Source organism: Paenibacillus phyllosphaerae, from assembly GCF_014192105.1.
GTDB lineage: Bacteria > Bacillota > Bacilli > Paenibacillales > Paenibacillaceae > Paenibacillus_Z > Paenibacillus_Z phyllosphaerae.
Map to the genome: position 1 here is coordinate 35,917 of NZ_JACHXK010000015.1, position 17,032 is coordinate 52,948.

General features: G+C 58.1%; 15 protein-coding genes. 14 read left to right on the forward strand and 1 reads right to left on the reverse strand.

What is annotated here, in order from left to right; genetic code table 11:
• Positions 1-38: 38 nt before the first annotated feature.
• The 7 genes from FHS18_RS24365 to FHS18_RS24395 all read left to right on the forward strand — a co-directional run bounded on the left by FHS18_RS24365 (position 39) and on the right by FHS18_RS24395 (position 7,631).
• Positions 39-1,094, forward strand: coding sequence for an ABC transporter substrate-binding protein (locus FHS18_RS24365; RefSeq protein WP_221401443.1), 1,056 nt, complete (start codon positions 39-41; stop codon positions 1,092-1,094).
• 111 nt (positions 1,095-1,205) lie between these two features.
• A complete protein-coding gene (locus tag FHS18_RS24370; protein WP_183602996.1) occupies positions 1,206-2,717 on the forward strand; it encodes a sugar ABC transporter ATP-binding protein in 1,512 nt (503 codons plus the stop codon).
• A gap of 4 nt (positions 2,718-2,721) precedes the next feature.
• Entirely contained in the window at positions 2,722-3,765 is a 1,044-nt protein-coding gene (locus FHS18_RS24375) for an ABC transporter permease (RefSeq protein ID WP_183602997.1), read from the forward strand.
• On the forward strand, positions 3,755-4,726 hold the full coding sequence (gene yjfF, locus FHS18_RS24380) for a galactofuranose ABC transporter, permease protein YjfF (protein WP_183602998.1): 972 nt from the start codon (positions 3,755-3,757) through the stop codon (positions 4,724-4,726). Before FHS18_RS24375 ends, yjfF begins: the two co-directional genes overlap by 11 nt.
• A gap of 127 nt (positions 4,727-4,853) precedes the next feature.
• Positions 4,854-5,897 carry an ABC transporter substrate-binding protein gene (locus FHS18_RS24385; RefSeq protein WP_183602999.1) on the forward strand — a complete coding sequence of 348 codons (1,044 nt, stop codon included), beginning with the start codon at positions 4,854-4,856 and terminating at the stop codon, positions 5,895-5,897.
• Positions 5,898-5,999: 102 nt separating this feature from the next.
• Positions 6,000-7,046, forward strand: a complete 1,047-nt coding sequence (locus FHS18_RS24390; protein WP_343060662.1) for an ABC transporter substrate-binding protein — start codon at positions 6,000-6,002, stop codon at positions 7,044-7,046.
• A gap of 24 nt (positions 7,047-7,070) precedes the next feature.
• Entirely contained in the window at positions 7,071-7,631 is a 561-nt protein-coding gene (locus FHS18_RS24395) for a hypothetical protein (RefSeq protein WP_183603000.1), read from the forward strand.
• 112 nt (positions 7,632-7,743) lie between these two features.
• On the opposite strand, the gene FHS18_RS24400 is transcribed toward FHS18_RS24395, so the two are convergent.
• Positions 7,744-8,664, reverse strand: coding sequence for a MerR family transcriptional regulator (locus FHS18_RS24400; RefSeq protein WP_183603001.1), 921 nt, complete (start codon positions 8,662-8,664; stop codon positions 7,744-7,746).
• Positions 8,665-8,941: 277 nt separating this feature from the next.
• Between FHS18_RS24400 and FHS18_RS24405 the strand changes: the two genes are divergently transcribed.
• The 7 genes from FHS18_RS24405 to FHS18_RS24435 are packed head-to-tail and all read left to right on the forward strand — an operon-like array spanning position 8,942 to position 16,916.
• Positions 8,942-10,480, forward strand: coding sequence for a phytoene desaturase family protein (locus tag FHS18_RS24405; RefSeq protein WP_183603002.1), 1,539 nt, complete (start codon positions 8,942-8,944; stop codon positions 10,478-10,480).
• A 1-nt stretch (position 10,481) separates the two neighbouring features.
• Positions 10,482-11,933 carry a phytoene desaturase family protein gene (locus FHS18_RS24410; protein WP_183603003.1) on the forward strand — a complete coding sequence of 484 codons (1,452 nt, stop codon included), beginning with the start codon at positions 10,482-10,484 and terminating at the stop codon, positions 11,931-11,933.
• Positions 11,930-12,802 carry a phytoene/squalene synthase family protein gene (locus FHS18_RS24415; RefSeq protein WP_183603004.1) on the forward strand — a complete coding sequence of 291 codons (873 nt, stop codon included), beginning with the start codon at positions 11,930-11,932 and terminating at the stop codon, positions 12,800-12,802. The genes FHS18_RS24410 and FHS18_RS24415 overlap by 4 nt, the downstream gene beginning before the upstream one ends.
• The gene (locus FHS18_RS24420) at positions 12,802-13,533 is read left to right on the forward strand and encodes a carotenoid biosynthesis protein (protein WP_183603005.1); all 732 of its coding nucleotides are present in this window, start codon (positions 12,802-12,804) and stop codon (positions 13,531-13,533) included. Before FHS18_RS24415 ends, FHS18_RS24420 begins: the two co-directional genes overlap by 1 nt.
• Positions 13,502-14,257, forward strand: coding sequence for a lysophospholipid acyltransferase family protein (locus FHS18_RS24425; RefSeq protein WP_183603006.1), 756 nt, complete (start codon positions 13,502-13,504; stop codon positions 14,255-14,257). Before FHS18_RS24420 ends, FHS18_RS24425 begins: the two co-directional genes overlap by 32 nt.
• On the forward strand, positions 14,233-15,441 hold the full coding sequence (locus tag FHS18_RS24430) for a glycosyltransferase family 2 protein (protein WP_183603007.1): 1,209 nt from the start codon (positions 14,233-14,235) through the stop codon (positions 15,439-15,441). The genes FHS18_RS24425 and FHS18_RS24430 overlap by 25 nt, the downstream gene beginning before the upstream one ends.
• Positions 15,438-16,916 carry a phytoene desaturase family protein gene (locus FHS18_RS24435; protein ID WP_183603008.1) on the forward strand — a complete coding sequence of 493 codons (1,479 nt, stop codon included), beginning with the start codon at positions 15,438-15,440 and terminating at the stop codon, positions 16,914-16,916. The genes FHS18_RS24430 and FHS18_RS24435 overlap by 4 nt, the downstream gene beginning before the upstream one ends.
• The last annotated feature ends 116 nt before the right edge of the window (positions 16,917-17,032 follow it).

Here is a 17,032-nt window from a genome sequence, read left to right on the forward strand (position 1 = left end):
GCCAAACGAAATGGTGAACTAAGGGGAGGAAATAACAAATGAACAAGTTCGGCAAATGGAGCGCGGCAATTGCATTCACGACATTAATGGTAGTCACGACGGCTTGCGGCGGCGGCAGCAATACGAATAACAACGCGGAACCGGCTTCCACGAATACGACAACGAATACGGCGCAAACAACGAACTCCGGCGGGAATTCCGGCGGCGGCGAATCCAAGACGATCTCGCTCGGTTTCTCCCAGGTCGGCGCGGAGAGCGGCTGGCGTACGGCGAACACCAAATCGATCCAAGATACGGCGAAGGAAGTCGGCTTCGATCTGAAGTTCTCCGACGCGCAGCAGAAGCAAGAGAACCAGATCAAAGCGCTCCGTTCATTCATTCAGCAAAAGGTTGACGTTATCGCCTTCTCGCCGGTCGTCGAATCTGGTTGGGATACGGTATTGAAAGAAGCGAAGGATGCGGGCATCCCGGTCATTCTGACGGACCGTGCCGTGGACTCCGCCGACAAATCGCTGTACGTGACGTTCATCGGTTCCGACTTCGTCGAAGAAGGACGCAAAGCCGGCCAATGGCTCGTCGACCAATACAAGGACAGCGCGGAAGACATCAACATCGTCGAGCTGCAAGGCACGACGGGTTCCGCACCGGCGAACGACCGTAAAGCCGGCTTCGAAGAACTCATTAAATCCAATTCCAAGCTCAAAGTGATCGCTTCCCAGACGGGCGATTTCACGCGTGCCAAAGGCAAGGAAGTTATGCAGGCGTTCCTGAAAGCGCACAAAGATATCGACGTGCTCTATGCGCATAACGACGATATGGCGCTTGGCGCGATCCAAGCGATCGAAGCAGCCGGCCTCAAGCCGGGCGTAGACATCAAGATCATCTCCGTCGATGCGGTCAAAGACGGCATGCAAGCGGCAAGCGAAGGCAAGATCAACTTCATCGTCGAGTGTAACCCGCTGCTCGGGCCTCAGCTGATGGAAGCGGTACAGAATGTCGTCGACGGCAAGCCGGTTGAACCGCGCATCGTGACGATCGAGTCGACTTTCACTTCCGAGCAGGCCAAAGAAGCGCTGCCTAGCCGCCAATACTAAACTTAAGCGATTGATAGAAGTAGAAGAGCAACGGGGAAGCCGCTTTCCGACACTTGAGCAGCTTATGTTCAAGGGGTGGCGGCTTCCACCCGCTATAGAGGAGTGGAGACCATGAGTGAGCCTCAGGCGCTGCTGCAGATGAGGGGGATTCATAAAGTTTTTCCCGGCGTAAAAGCGTTAACGAACGTAGATTTCCGATTGTTCCCCGGCGAGGTGCATGCCTTAATGGGCGAGAATGGTGCCGGCAAATCGACCTTGATCAAGGTGATGACCGGCGTATATTCCATTGATGAAGGGTCGGTTGCGATGGAAGGCCATCCGATCTCGATCCACAGTCCGCTAGAGTCGCAATCCGCGGGCATCAGCACGGTGTATCAGGAGGTTAACCTCTGCACGAATTTAACGGTGGCGGAAAATATATTCATCGGCCGCGAGCCTCGGAAGTTCGGCCGCATTCGTTGGAAGGAAATGAACCAAAGAGCGGAAGCGCTGCTAAAGGAGCGCCTCAATCTGCATATCGACGTGACGCAGCCGCTGCACTTCTATTCGGTAGCAATCCAGCAGCTTATCGCCATCGCGCGGGCACTCAACATCTCGGCCAAAGTGCTCATACTCGATGAGCCTACGTCCAGCCTCGACCGCAATGAGGTCGGGCAGTTGTTCCGCATTATTCGCAAGCTGAAGAGCGAAGGGCTCGCGATCTTGTTCGTTACGCACTTCCTCGATCAGGTGTATGAAATTTCGGATCGAATAACCATTCTTCGCAATGGCGAGCTGATCGGCGAGTACATGGCGAAGGATTTATCCCGCATAGATCTGGTATCGAAGATGATCGGCAAAGAGCTGAATCTGCTCGAAGAGCTGCCAAAGTCGGCGGAAAGCAAGAAGTTCGCGAACCAAGAAGTGATGGTGGAAGCATCCGGACTTGGCCGCAAAGGCTCAATCGAGCCGTTCAATCTGAAGATTCACAAAGGCGAGGTCGTCGGTCTTGCCGGGCTGCTCGGCTCGGGACGCACGGAGACGGCGCGCTTGTTCTTCGGCGCGGATAAGGCCGATCAAGGCGGACTGACCGTCCATGGCGCAGGCCAAGGCGTCCATTCCCCGCGCGAAGCGATCGACCGCGGCATCGCGTTCTGCTCGGAGAATCGCAAGACGGAGGGAATCATCGACGATCTGACGATTCGGGAGAACATTATTCTCGCGCTGCAAGCGACGCGGGGCTGGTTCAACCGCATTCCGCGCAAGAAGCAGGATGAGATCGCGGACGAGTATATTAAGGCGTTAAATATTAACCCGAAGAATCCCGAGCATCTCATTAAGAACTTAAGCGGCGGCAATCAGCAGAAAGTGCTGCTGGCGCGCTGGCTGCTGACGAATCCGAAGCTGCTCATTCTCGACGAGCCGACGCGGGGCATCGATGTCGGCGCGAAGGCCGAGATCCAGAAGCTGGTGCTTAACTTGTCGCAGCAGGGGATGTCATTCCTGTTCATCTCCTCGGAACTCGAGGAAGTTGCGCGGGTGAGCGACCGGATCGCCGTGCTGCGCGACCGTCGCAAGGTGAAGGAGATTCAGGAAGAAGAGATCAGCCAGCAAGAAATTATGCAGGCCATCGCAGGAGGATAACACGATGAAGAATCAGCTGTTCAAACACCATTTGTTCTGGCCCGTCACGATGCTTGCGGCCTTGCTCTTGTTCAACTTAATCTATTCGCCGGACTTCTTCAAGATCGTGCTGAGGGAGGGGCATCTGTACGGCAGCCTTATCGACATTCTGAACTTCGGCGCGCCGCTCATTCTGGTCGCGATCGGCATGACGCTCGTAATCGCGACCAAAGGCATCGACCTGTCCGTCGGTTCGATCGTGGCGATCTCGGGCGCTGTCGCGTGCATGATGATCAGCAAAGGCGCCGACCAAAGCTCGCTCAGCCTGGTGCTGACGGCCATTGCCGCTGCGCTCGGTCTGTCGCTCGTGCTTGGCCTGTGGAACGGCTTCCTCGTCACCGGGGCAGGCATTCAGCCGATTATCGCAACGCTCATCCTGATGGTTGCCGGACGGGGTATCGCGCAGCTGGTCACCAGCGGCCAGATCATTACCGTATCCAGCGACACGTATGAATACATCGGCACGGGCTCGCTCGCCACGCTGCCTTTCTCCATCTTCGTCGTGGCCTTCATGCTCATTATTGCCTCGCTCTTAACCCGCCGGACGGCGCTTGGCCTGTTCATCGAGTCCGTCGGCAGCAATCCGAAGGCGAGCTTACTGTCAGGTGTCCGCTCCAGTGTCGTCATTCTGGCCGTCTACATCTTCTGCGGCTTGTGCGCAGGCATTGCCGGCCTCTTGCTGAGCTCGAACGTATCGAGCGCCGACGGCAATAATGCCGGACTGTGGTATGAGCTCGATGCGATTCTGGCTGTCGTCATCGGCGGCACGTCGCTGAACGGCGGCCGATTCTACCTCATGGGCACCGTCATCGGCGCGCTCATCATCCAGACGCTTACAACGACGATCTACATGATCGGCGTACCGCCGGAAATTACGCTGGTGGTCAAGGCGTTCGTCGTGCTTGCCGTCTGCCTCGTGCAATCGGAGGCATTCCGCCAGTCGCTCGTCCGCAGATGGAAGACGCGGCATTATCCCGGAGAGAAGGAGGTCGTTCGCCGTGCTTCTTAATCGCAAATACGTTCCCGTACTCGTCACTTTCGCACTATTCGCACTCATGTTCATCGCCGGCTCCTTCCGTTATACCGGATTCTTCTCCCTACAGGTACTCATGAATCTGCTGGTCGACAATTCGTTCCTGATAATTACGGCGGTCGGCATGACCTTCGTAATTCTGTCAGGAGGCATCGACTTATCCGTCGGGTCGGTCATCGCGCTGACCACGATGGTCTCGGCGAGCCTCGTGCAGAACCTGGGCTGGCCGCCGGTCGTCGTCATCCCGCTCGTACTCGTGATGGGTTCCGTGTTCGGTTACATCATGGGCGCGATTATCCACTACTTCAAGATTCAGCCGTTCATCGTCACGCTTGCGGGGATGTTCCTGGCTAGAGGCTTGTGCTACGTCATCAGCATCAACACGATTACGATCGACAATGCCTTCTACACGAAGGTCGCTCAGACTAAGATCCCGCTGCCGGGCAACAGCTTCATCTCGATCAGCGTCCTCATCGCCCTAATCGTCGTCGCAGCTGCGATCTATATCGCACACTACACCCGCTTCGGCCGTACGGTGTACGCGCTGGGCGGCAGCGAGCAATCCGCGCTCCTCATGGGGCTTCCGGTTGCGCAGACGAAAATCATGGTCTACACGCTGAGCGGCTTCTGCTCCGCGCTCGCCGGCGTCGTGTTCACGTTCTATATGCTGTCTGGTTACGGCCTCCATGCGGTCGGGCTGGAGCTGGATACGATTGCGGCCGTCGTCATTGGCGGAACGCTGCTCACGGGCGGCGTCGGCTTCATCGCAGGAACGTTCTTCGGCGTCCTGATCCAAGGCGTCATCCAGACGATCATCAGCTTCGAAGGAACGTTAAGCTCGTGGTGGACGAAAATCGTCATTGGCCTGCTGCTGTTCGTCTTCATCCTACTGCAACGCGTCCTCAGCGCAAGGAAGGCTACGACGATTAAGGCCTGACGCGCCTGCTTGTGAGGAACCGTTCAGGAGTTCAAGCTGCAAATGAAACGTTATGCTGCGCCGTCATTGACGGCGCTAGCTGTTTCTACAGTTGTTCCAATCTAGTCCTAATTCCATCGGAGGTCCAATGTTGAAGCCGGTACACCTATTTCTGACGCTGCTGACTATGCTGCTGCTCCAGAGCTGCAGCTTCGGCGCAGGCGGGGAGCGATTGCCAGCCCCTCAAGCCGCCGATCCCATCCGCGGCATCACGAGCGAAATGTACAGGACGATCGGACCGCCGCCAACGCGGATTGTGCTGGGGTTCTCCCAGCTCGGCACAGAGAGCAGCTGGCGCATGGCGAATACCGCCTCCATCCAATCTGCCGCCGAGGAAGCGGGCATTACGCTCCTCATGGAGAACGCGGAACAGTCGCAGGAGAAACAGTTCGAGGCGATCCGTTCATTCATCCGCCAGAAAGTCGATATCATCGCCATCGCGCCTGTCGTACAATCCGGCTGGGAGCCGATCTTGCAAGAGGTGAAGCAAGCCGGCATTCCCGTCGTGATTATCGACCGCGCCGTCGATGTAAAGGATAATGCGCTGTATGTCACCTTCATCGGGTCGGACTTCTTCGAAGAGGGCGTTAAGGCAGGCAAGTATTTGCTCGATAAGCTGCGCAACCAGCCGGGACCGGTTCGCATTGCGGAGCTGCAAGGGACGAAGGGGTCCACCCCGTCCATCGATCGGGGAGAGGGTTTCCGATCCGTCATTAAGGAGCGGCCGGATCTGAAGATTACGCAGAGCGATCCGGCGGATTTCACCGAGCATCAGGGCTACGCGGTCATGAAGAAGCTGTTGGAAGTCCCGAAGCAAGAGCAGCCTTCCGTGCTGTTCGCGCACAATGACGATATGGCGATCGGAGCCGTACGCGCGATCGAGGAAGCCGGTCTGCAGCCTGGAGAGGATATGATCATCATCTCCATCGACGGTACCCGCAAGGCGTTCGAGCAGATGGTCGAAGGCAAGATCAACGCGGTCGTGGAGTGCAATCCGCTGCTCGGGCCGCTCTTGATGCAGGCGGCGAAGGAAATTATGGCGGGGCGGACGCTGCCCAAGCGGATGGTGCCGCAGGAGGACATTTTCACGAAGGAGATGGCGGGGGACGAACTTGCGCGTCGAAAATTTTAAGCCGTTTCTCCAAATTTCAACAAACGTAGACATGGGGAAGTGACGCGAAATGATCTATACTTAATTCACGCCAAAATGAAGTTTGTCAGGGGGCTGACATCTGTGGTTGTGAATATGAGATGGTATTGTTTCATGCTGTTGGTCGTGCTGCTGCAGGGCTGTACAGGCGGCGCTTCTCCTACAGCTCCGATTGTAAGCGATTCCACAAAAGCGCCGAGCGAGGTGCATCCGGTACCGCTGCAGTCGGTGGTGCCGGATGCGGGGGATCCGATTGTCGTCGGATTCTCGCAGCTTGGCTCCGAGAGCAAGTGGAGGGAGGCGAATACGGCGTCTATCGTCGAAGCGGCGAAGGAAGCGGGCATCCAATTGCATCTTCAGAATGCGGAGCAATCGCAGAAGCGGCAGTTCGCCGCCATCCGATCGTTCGTTGCCCAGCAGGTCGACGTAATCGTCATCGCGCCGGTCATTCAGACCGGCTGGGATGCCATTCTGCAGGAGGTGAAACAAGCGGGCATACCCGTCATCATGCTTGACCGGGCGGTAGAAGTCACCGACAGCTCGCTGTACGTGACGCTGATCGGTCCGGATTTCTACGAGGAAGGCGTCAAAGCGGCCAAATACGTCATCGACAAGATGCGGAATCACGAAGGGCCGGTCCGAATTGCCGAACTTGCGGGGACCGTCGGATCGACGCCGTCGATTGACCGGGGAAGAGGATTCCGGGATACGATCGCCTCCCAGACCGATCTAGTCATCGCGCAAAGTATGCCGGCCGACTTCACCACGACGCAAGGCGAGGTTGTCATGAGCCAATTCTTGAGCGGACCGAAGGAGCAATGGCCTGATGTGCTCTTCGCGCACAACGACGACATGGCGATCGGTGCGCTCAAGGCGATCGAGCAGGCCGGACTGAAGCCGGGCGAAGATATCATTATCGTCTCGGTCGACGGCACGCGAAAAGCGTTCGAGCAGATGGTCGCAGGCAAGATCAACGCGGTCGTGGAATGCAATCCGCTGCTCGGACCGCAGCTGGTGCAGGCGGTCAGCGAGATTATGGCAGGCCGCATGCTGCCTAAGCGAATGGTGCCGCCTGAGGATATTTTTACCCAGGAGATGGCGGCCAGCGAATTGGAATCGCGCAAATACTAAATGAAGCGGGAAGGAAGATGTGGAGTGGAGCGGATTATGATGGACACGAGCATCGTCGATACGCAATTGTGGGATCAGGCGCAGTGGAAGGCAGTAGTATTCGGCGCGGATGGCACGAATCCGCCGCTCTTGGGGCTCGCCTTCAAGAACCGGGAAGCCGCCGAGCAGATCTTCCGGGAATGGCGCGGCATGTTCGGCCAGGTGGACAGCCGGGAAGAGATTCGCGTCTCGATCATTGAGGGCGAAATTCCGGGTGAGGCGCCAGGCTATACGGTTCATATCAACGGCAAACTCGAGGAGCAGCTGAAGCGTAACGGATTCCATGCGCACGATGCGGCTGGCGCGCAGCTGGTCATGGCCGGCCGCTTCCAGCGGATGCAGGCGGCGAACGGTTCGCGGAATCTGGAGCTGTTCAAGCACGAGTTCGCACGGCTAGGGCGTTATTTTCTCGTACCGGTCATCCTCGATGACCAGGACAAGCTGGAGCTGCTCGTGGAACTTGCGATCGGCAAATGCGAAGTGCTGTTGCGTCAGGCGAATGAGATTCCGGAGAACGATCTCGATTACGGGGTCATTCGCGGATAAGCTGCCGAAAGCGGCAAGCAGATGAATAGAGGGTCTTCCTGGTCATCGGGTGATGGCGGACGGGAAGGCCCTTTTTGTGTACTTCTCCTTGCGTTAGCCGGTTAACTTTGCCTCACAATGAATTAGGCAGCACCCTGCTCTTCTTCAGCAGCGTGGTCTGGCACCACTGCTCCCAATCGGACAAGACTCCGGTCAGATGGAAGATGTTCGGATGCTGGCCGCTTTCTTTCTTCGTGCCTTGTCCGCCAAGGACGAACAGCATATGCGGGAAGGCGCTGCGGCATGAGGCGATCCATTGCTTCACGGCCGTTAGGAGGCGCGAATCGGTCAACGAGATCGCGACGGCTTCGATCTGCTTCTTGCCGATAAGCGGGAGCAGTCCGTCGAGGGGTGTATTCGCGCCCAGATAAATGACCTCCAGCCCTTTTTTGCGCAGGAACAGGCTGAACAGGATGAGGCCCATATGATGCAGCTCGCCCTCCGGGCAGAAAGCCAGCACGCGTGGAAGCTCGGGACGGGTAGGCAGGATCCGTATAATCTGGGTGAACCGCTGCTCGATCAGCTGGGAGGCAAAATGTTCTTGGGCGACCGTGATCTCGCCGTTCTCCCAGGCTTCGCCGATCCGATACAGCACAGGGGCCAGCAGCCGATGGAACACCTCTTCGTAATCATGCATCGCGAAGGCAAGATCGATCAATTCGTGCGAGCGCTGCGCATTGAACTCGGTCAGCTCGCCGTAGAGACTGTCCGCCAGCTCGTGATAGCCGTAAGCCGAAGCCGAGTAATCCGCGGTCTGGACAGTGAGCCGCTCATTCATGCGGTTCTTGAGCAGTTCCACGGCCTCGCCGATTTTCATGTGCTTCTCGGTCGTGGCTTCCTTCAACCACAGCAATGTGGCGATATCGGCCTCCGAATATATGCGATGCCCTCCGGCGCTGCGGACGGGTTCTATAATCTTGTATCGATTCTCCCAGGCACGGATGGTGACCACAGGGAGATCGACCAGCTCCGCCGCCTTCTTGATGCTGTACATGTACGTTCACCTCGAATCTATTATACATAATCCGCACCGCGAAGAGAGCGGGAACAAATACCTTGCCTTAATGATATTGATTTTGTATAATTTTCTAAGAAAAGCTATACATAAATTATACAACAATAATCTTTAACGTTTCAATGCTAGGAAGAATTTGTGCGGGCATTCAACATGAGCCGCATGGCGGAACCCTTTTTTTTGTCTAAAAAATCTACCCTTTAGTAGATATAAGGTTATTGGATATGCAATAACGCATGATGAAAGGGGCAAACAGGTGAGCAACAGGAACATTGCGATTATAGGCGCCGGTCCGGGAGGGCTGGCTGCCGGGATGCTGCTTGCCGGCCAAGGCTATGACGTGACCATCTATGAGAAGCAGACTTACATTGGGGGGCGCACATCCCGTCTACAGCTTGGCGATTATCTTTTTGACCGCGGCCCGACCTTCCTTATGTATCCTTCGCTCCTGGAGGAACTGTTCCAGTCGGTTGGGCGTTCGCTCTATGACTACGTGAAGCTCGTCACGCTCGATCCGTTGTATCGGCTGCAATTCGGCGAGCTGCAGTTCTCGCCTTCGGCCAATCCGGAGCATACGGAAGCGTTGATCGAGCAGCACTTCCCGGGCAATGGCGCAGGGTTCCAACGTTTCATGGCGGAGGAAGGGAAGAAATTCGACCGGGTGTCCCCGCTGCTGCAGCGACCGTTCGGCAAACTGAGCGACTATATGTCGAGGGAACTGTTCGCGGCTCTTCCGAGGCTTAACGCGATCGATAGCGTATACGACCGGTTGTCCCGGTATTTTGACGACGAGCGGTTGAAGTTCGCCTTTACGTTCCAGGCCAAGTACCTCGGCATGTCGCCGTGGGAATGTCCGGGCACGTTCACGATTCTCTCTTATCTCGAGCATAAGTTCGGCCTGCACCATCCGATCGGCGGCGTGAACCGCATCTGCGAAGCGATGCATCAGGTCATTCGGGAATATGGCGGGCGGGTGATGCTGTCCACGGGCGTCAAGCAGGTTCTCGTGCGCGGGGGAAGAGCGGTAGGCGTGCTGCTCGAGAACGGCGAGAAAGTAGCGGCCGATCATGTCATCGTCAATGCCGACTATGGGACGGCGATGCACGGTCTGTTCGACGAACGGGACTTGAGCAGGCACAAGCCGGTTAAGGTCGCGAGGAAGAAATACTCCTGCTCGACCTACATGCTGTATCTCGGCGTGAACCGCGCAGTGGATTTGCCGCATCATAACGTGTTGTTCGCCGAAGATTACCGCGCCAATGTGCGCGACATTATGCAGACGAAGGTGCTGTCCAAGGACGCTTCGATCTATATTCACAACCCGGGCATCTCCGATCCGACGCTCGCGCCAGCGGGCAAGTCGGCGCTGTATGCGCTAATGCCGGTCCCGAATCTGACGGGTTCGGTCGATTGGCAGGAACAAGCGGAGGCGGTTCGCGAGCAGATGATTTCGCGGATGGAGCAGCTGCCGGAACTTGCGGGCATTCGGCAAGATATCGAGGTGGAGCGCACGATCACGCCGTTGGATTGGCAGGTGGATCACGATGTCTACCGCGGCGCGACCTTCAATCTTGCCCATACGCTGGACCAAATGATGCTGCTGCGCCCGCATAACCGGTTCGAGGATGTCGGCAACTGCTGGCTGGTCGGGGGCGGCACGCATCCGGGCAGCGGGTTGCCAACGATTTTCGAATCGGCCCGCATCTCGACGCGCCTCTTGATGGAGCAGGACCGCAGCCGCCGAATGAGCCGGCTGATCACGACGCGAAGCCTATTGCGAGGAGAGAAGATTTGATATGGACGTAGGGATTGTAGGCGGAGGCGTCGGCGGCTTGACCGCTGCGCTGCTCTTGAGGCGGCAAGGTGCCGATGTGACCATTTATGAGCGATCGACTCGGCTAGGCGGTCGGCTGGCGTTCGAGGAAGGCGGCGGTTATCGGATCGACCAAGGACCGACGATCGTGCTCTTGCCCGAGCTGCTGCTTAGCATTCTGGAGGAAGCGGGCATCCCGCGCGATTGCATTCCGCTGAGGGCTTGCGATCCGCTCTACCGCATTCATTACGCGGACGGCGCCGTGCTGCACAAATACAGCGATACCGCCAAGCAGCTGGAGGAGCTGGGGCGCATTTTTCCGGATGAAAGGGAAGGATTCGAGCGCTATCTGCGCGACATGAAGGTGCAATATGCCGCTTCCAAGGAAGCCTTCCTGGATCGGCCGTTCCTGCGCAAACGGGACTTCTACAAGCTTCGCAATATCCGGCTGCTGGCCAGAATGAAGGCGTATCAGAGCGTACGCGAGCTTGCCGTGCGTTACTTCAAGGATAGCCGGCTCGTCGACGCGTTCTCGCTGCAGACGCTCTATGTGGGCGGCGCTCCCTTCCAGACGCCAAGCTTATACTCGCTTATTCCCTATGCGGAGCATGCCTTCGGCATTTGGTATGTGGAGGGCGGCTATGCGAGCTTGATTCCGATTCTGGAGGAGGCGCTGGCGCGAAGCGGGGTGACGATCAAGCGGGGCTGCGAAGTGGAGAAGCTCGTTATCGAGCAGGGGAGTTGTAAAGGCGTGCAGGTGGAGGGCAAGACCGTGAAGCACCGGCATGTGATCTATAACGGGGACTTCCCGCACATATCCGGTTTGCTGCCGGACCGGAAGATCGCCGGGAGGAAGACCTATCGGCCGTCATCCGGCTGTCTGCTCATCTATCTGGGCTTGGACCGGCAATGGGAGGAAGCCGCGGTCCATCAATTTTTCCTGCCTGATTCGCTTGGCGAATCGCTTGAGGCGATCTTCCTGAAAGATCGCATACCGGAGAAGCCTTCCTTCTATTGCTTCTATCCTTCCGCAATCGATCCGAGCGCCGCTCCTGCCGGACACAGCGTCATGTATATGCTCGTGCCGGTTCCGACTTCGCCTGGCCGCAGTTGGGAGGAAGCAGGGCCTAAGCTTGCCGAGCATGTATTGGCCGAAGCGGAGAAGCGAGGCTTCCCGGGACTTCGGGCAGCCGTACGGTGGATGAAAGTCCGTACGCCTGACGATGCCAGGCAGGACGGCCTGTATGAAGGAGGCAGCTTCGGAATTGCGCCGAGCTTGACGCAATCGGCGATTTTTCGACCTCAAATCGTGCCTTACCCGATCGATAACTTGTATGCGGCAGGCGCGTCCGTGCATCCGGGCGGCGGCGTTCCGATCGTCATGCAAGGCGCCAAGCTGCTGGCCGAACATCTGACAAAGGAGATGCAACGATGAAATTAACGGAATGCTTCTTGGAATGCGAAGCGGCGATGAAGCGCGGTTCGGCGAGTTTCTATCATGCGTTCCGCTATCTGCCCAGCCCGAAGCGCGAAGCGGTGCACGTCATCTATGCGTTCTGCCGGATGATCGACGATTCCGTCGATGAGCCGGAGCAGTCGCCTTATACGCTGGCGGAGCTGGAAGCGCACTTGAACGCGCTCGATCAGGTGGAGGGGCATTATATCTGGCCTGCGCTGCGCTGGTTGTTCGCGAACTTCCCGGTGACGAAGGAACCGTTCTATCTGCAGATGCAGGGGCAGCGACGGGATTTGGTCATGACCCAGTATTCGACGTTAGAGGAATTGGAGTCCTATTGCTATCTCGTTGCGGGAACGGTCGGCGAGATGCTGCTGCCGGTGCTCCATGACGCGTCGGACGAGGATGTGGTACGCGCAGGCATTCAGCTGGGCAAAGCGATGCAGATCGTGAATATCGTGCGCGATATCGGCGAGGACTTGGGCCGTGGCCGCCGTTATGTGCCGCTCGAGCTGTTGGAGAAGCACGGCTACGCCATCGAAGCTTACGAGGCGATGAAGCTCGATGCGCCGTTCCGTGCGGTTATCGATGAGCTGGGAAGATTGGCTTCCCTATGGTTCGGAGAAGGACTGAAGGAGCTGCATACGTATCCGGAATCGAGCGCCTTCGCGATTGAGCTGGCCGCAAGCTATTACGGCGCGATCCTGGGCGAAGTGAAGCGCAACCGGTACCAGGTGTTCACCAAGCGCGCCGTGGTCAGCCCTTATACGAAGCTGAAGCTGTTGACGGAGCTTCGCGGCAAGCATCGGATTGCGGCGGAACTGCGGGAATCGGGAGCGGTGTCGTAATGCTTCGCCGGTTGTTCGTCTTCTGGTATGCGTGCGGGCTTGCGCTCATGTTGACGTTCGGCGTACCGGAGTGGTTGTCGTTCTCCAATGGCTTGTTCCTGGTCTTATTCACCTGTTATGCGTTATCGATCGAACGGAAGCTCGGAGAGCCTGCTAAGGTAAGCGGGGTTCGGGCGGGCCTTGTCGCCTTAGTGACCTTCGGCTTGGAAAGCATTGGCGTCGCAACCGGTTATCCGTTCGGCGCCTATCAATACTCGACTATTCTCGGATTATCGGTGGCCGGCGTTCCGGTTGCCATTGCGCTGGCTTGGGTCGGCATTATTGCTTGCGCAGTCATGGTGGTGGCTGTCGGCAGCAAATGGCTGCGAGCCGGGCTTGTCGGCGGCATCGCGCTCATCCTGGATCTGGTGCTGGACCCGGTCGCTTATGCGCGAGGCTTCTGGTTATGGGAGGGCGATCCGTCGCTTGGCTATTATGGCGTGCCGGCCCAGAATTTCATCAGTTGGTTCGTAATCGCGGCGCTGGCTTCCTTCCTCTATCCGATCAGGCCGGTACCTGCTCCGGTGCGCAAGGAGGCAGGCCGGCTGCTGCAAGCATTGGTGCTCATGTTCGGCTTGCTTGGATTACGGGAGGGTTACGTGATGCCGCTCGCCATTGCCGCCTGCGGCGCCCTCCTCATGGAAGGAGCGTTCATCCGCTATGCTGCCGGCCCGCAGAAACGTCTGGTTTAGCCGACTATTCGCTCGCTACAACGAGCGTTTCTTGCTCAGGCGGCATTTTCATTCGTACAGCATGAAAGGAACGCCCGACCCTTTATTCGAAGGCAAGCCCGTTCTCTACTTGATGAATCACAGCTCTTGGTGGGATGGACTGCTGGCGTTCCATGTCCTCAGCGCATATGCGGCGGGCGAGCATTACATGATGATGGATGAAGCGCAGTTGAAGGATTTTGCCTTCTTCCGGAGGCTCGGCGCGTTCTCCGTCAATCGGTACAGCCCGAAGGACATCGCAAGGACGCTGTCCTATGCGCAGCGCCTGCTCCGGGCGGGCGGTCGGGTATGGGTATTCCCGCAAGGCGAGATTCAGCATGCGGAGCTTCGGCCGCTGCGATTCCAGCGCGGCGTGTGCCATCTGCTGGAGCGATTGCCGGATACGGTGGTCATTCCGGTCACGGCTTACTACTCGAACTGCCTGCATCAACGGGCGGATGCGTCCATCTGGTTCGGCGAACCGGTGACGGTTGATTGGCGCAAGTACGGCAGGGATGAAGCGATCGCCTTCTTGCAAGCCGGCCTGCAGAGCCAGCTGGACCGGCATCGCGAGCTTGCCATTGCGGCCCCGGACGGCAAACTGAACGGCTTCGTTCCCGTATTGCGGCAAGGGAGCTCCATCAGCGAATGGTACCGTTCATGGAAAAGGAGGGTTACGGCATGGAGCAGATTCTCTGGCTCCTGACCGCGGGATTGGCGCTGCAGCTGATGTTCACGGTCTTCAATCTGAGCAGTCTGCCCAAGCTGGGCGGAACCGGGCATGGCAGCCGCTGGCTGGCGCCTGCAGGGAATGACGGCGGCATGGCGCCGGAGGCTTATTCGGCTGGTGCGCGGCTATCGGTACTTATCCCCGCGCGAGATGAAGCCTATCATATCGGCGATTGCCTGGCCTCCGTCCTCCAGGAGACGTCTCCCTGGCTGGAGGTCATTGTGCTCGACGACCGATCGACGGATGGAACGGGCCGGATCGCGCGCGGCCTGTACGGGCATGACCCTAGACTGCGCGTGCTGACAGGCAAGACCCCGCCTGACGGCTGGATCGGCAAGGCGTTCGCGTGCCATCAGCTGTCCGAGGCGGCGCGCGGCAAATGGTGGCTGTTCCTGGATGCCGACGCCAGGCTTGCGCCCGGCGCGCTGGCCCGTGCGATGGATACGGCGCTCCAACAAGGCAGCGGGCTCGTCACCGGTTTTCCGCACCAGGTAACAAGAACATGGCTGGAGCGGCTGATCGTTCCGCTCATGCAGGTGACGATCGCGCTTCATCTGCCGATCCGGCTCGTGCGGCATTCGCGCAATCCCGATTTCGTCGCGGCCCACGGCGCCTTTATGCTGGTTCATCGGGACAGTTACCTCGCGTGCGGCGGGCATGCCGCCCATCCGGACCATCTCGTGGACGACATGGCGCTGGCCAGGGAGATGAAGCGCAGCGGTTATCCGGTTACGCTCGCCGATCTGGAGCGCCATGTCTCCATGCGGATGTATCGCGATGCAGCCGGCGTATGGAACGGATTCAAGAAGAACATCTACGCGGGCGTCGGGCGCAAATGGTGGCTGCTGCTTGCGGTCTGCCTGCTATATACTGTGCTATTCGTATTGCCGCCGGCTTTGACGCTGCTTCTTCCGCTGCTGAAGGTGTGGCCCGGAGCTGGGAAGGGCATGGTGCTTGAGGCTGCTTGGATACCGGCCGCGGCGAGCTGGCTGCTCGGCATCGCGATTAAGCTTGCGGTCGACCGCAAGCACGGACAACCGTTCTGGTATGCGGCGCTGCTGGCGCCCGGCGTCGTGCTGCTGTCCGCGATTGCATGGGCATCCTGGCGGGGGGCGGCCAGCAAACGAGGATATGTATGGAAAGGGAGGAAGGTTCATTGAAGCAGGCAGTCGTTATAGGCGGAGGATTGGGCGGCTTGGCCACGGCCATCCGATTGGCCCATGGCGGTTATGCGGTGACGCTGCTCGAGCAGCAGCCGGCCGTGGGCGGGAAGCTGCAGCGCGTAAAGCTGGGCGCTTATACTTTCGACCGCGGGCCGAGCACGATTACGATGAAGCATGCGTTCGAAGGGCTGTTCAGGTCGGTCGGCCGGCGGTTTGAGGATTATGCGAGATTTTATCCGGTCGAATCGGGAACGCGCAATTATTTTGCCGATGGCAGCCGCGTGGACGTAAGCTTGGATATCGCCCGCATGGAGCAGCAGATCGCTAGCTATAGCGCAGCCGATGCAAGGAACTTGCGCCCGTTCTTGAAGGAAGCGAAGCTTCTCTACGAACTGGCGGATGCGCATTTTATGAACCGGCTGCTTATTTCCGCGCGGGATATGTTCAATGTCGGCCTTGTGACCTCGTTGTTCCGCATCCGTCCGTTGACGACGCTTCAGCAGCGGCTAATGAAATATTTTCAGCATCCGAATACGCATGCCCTGTTCGGCCGGTATGCCACTTACGTCGGCTCGGATCCTGCCCAAGCGCCTGCGATCTTCACTATGCTTGCCCATGTGGAGACGATGTTAGGTGTCTATGGCGTCCAAGGCGGGACGTATGCGATTGTCCAGGCGTACGAGCGGCTTGCGCGCGAGCTTGGCGTGAACATCGTGACGAATACGAAGGCTGAGCGGATTGTCGTGCGGGGGAATCAGGTACATGGCGTGGAGAGCAGCCAGGCGTATTATCCGGCGGATCTCGTGGTGGCCAACGGAGACGTCCTGACCGTTCATCAGACGCTCCTTGCCCCATCGCACCGGAGAGGCATGACCCAGGAACGGATCGATCGCTATGAGCCGTCGCTGTCCGGATTCGTCCTGCTCGCTGGCGTTAAGCAGCGTTATGACATGCTCGGCCATCACACCGTCTTCTTCCCGAAACATTACGGTCGGGAATTCTATGATATTTTTCAGCGCAAACAAGCTCCGCAGGATCCGGCCATCTATCTGTGCCATACCGGTTACGCTGAAGCAGGCATGGCGCCGCAAGGGCATAGCAACCTGTTCATCCTCGTGAACGCGCCTTATCTCTCCTCGACGTGGGACTGGGAGGAACGGGGGGCGAATTATCAGCGGCATGTGCTGCAGCTGCTCGAGCAGCGCGGGTTGGCCGGCTTGACGGAGCAGGTCGAGCAGCTTGCCGTCTATACGCCAGACCAGCTGCAACGCGACACTTCGGCTCATCGCGGCGCGATCTACGGGATCTCCTCCAACGGCGTGCATCAGACCTTCGCCAGACCCTCCAACAAGAGCGATATCAATGGGCTGTGGTTCGTCGGCGGCACGACGCATCCCGGCGGAGGGACGCCGATGGTGAGCTTGTCCGGCCAGTTGGTCGCGGAGGCCATTCTTGCGGAGGCGGATCGTTGACTTGGGGCCGCAGGCTGAACGGACGGGGCTCCGAATGATGCAGATAAGGCTTATGCTTTGACTGAAAAGTCAAGGCTAAGCCTATTTGTCATTGGTCAATGATGATTGGTGATTTG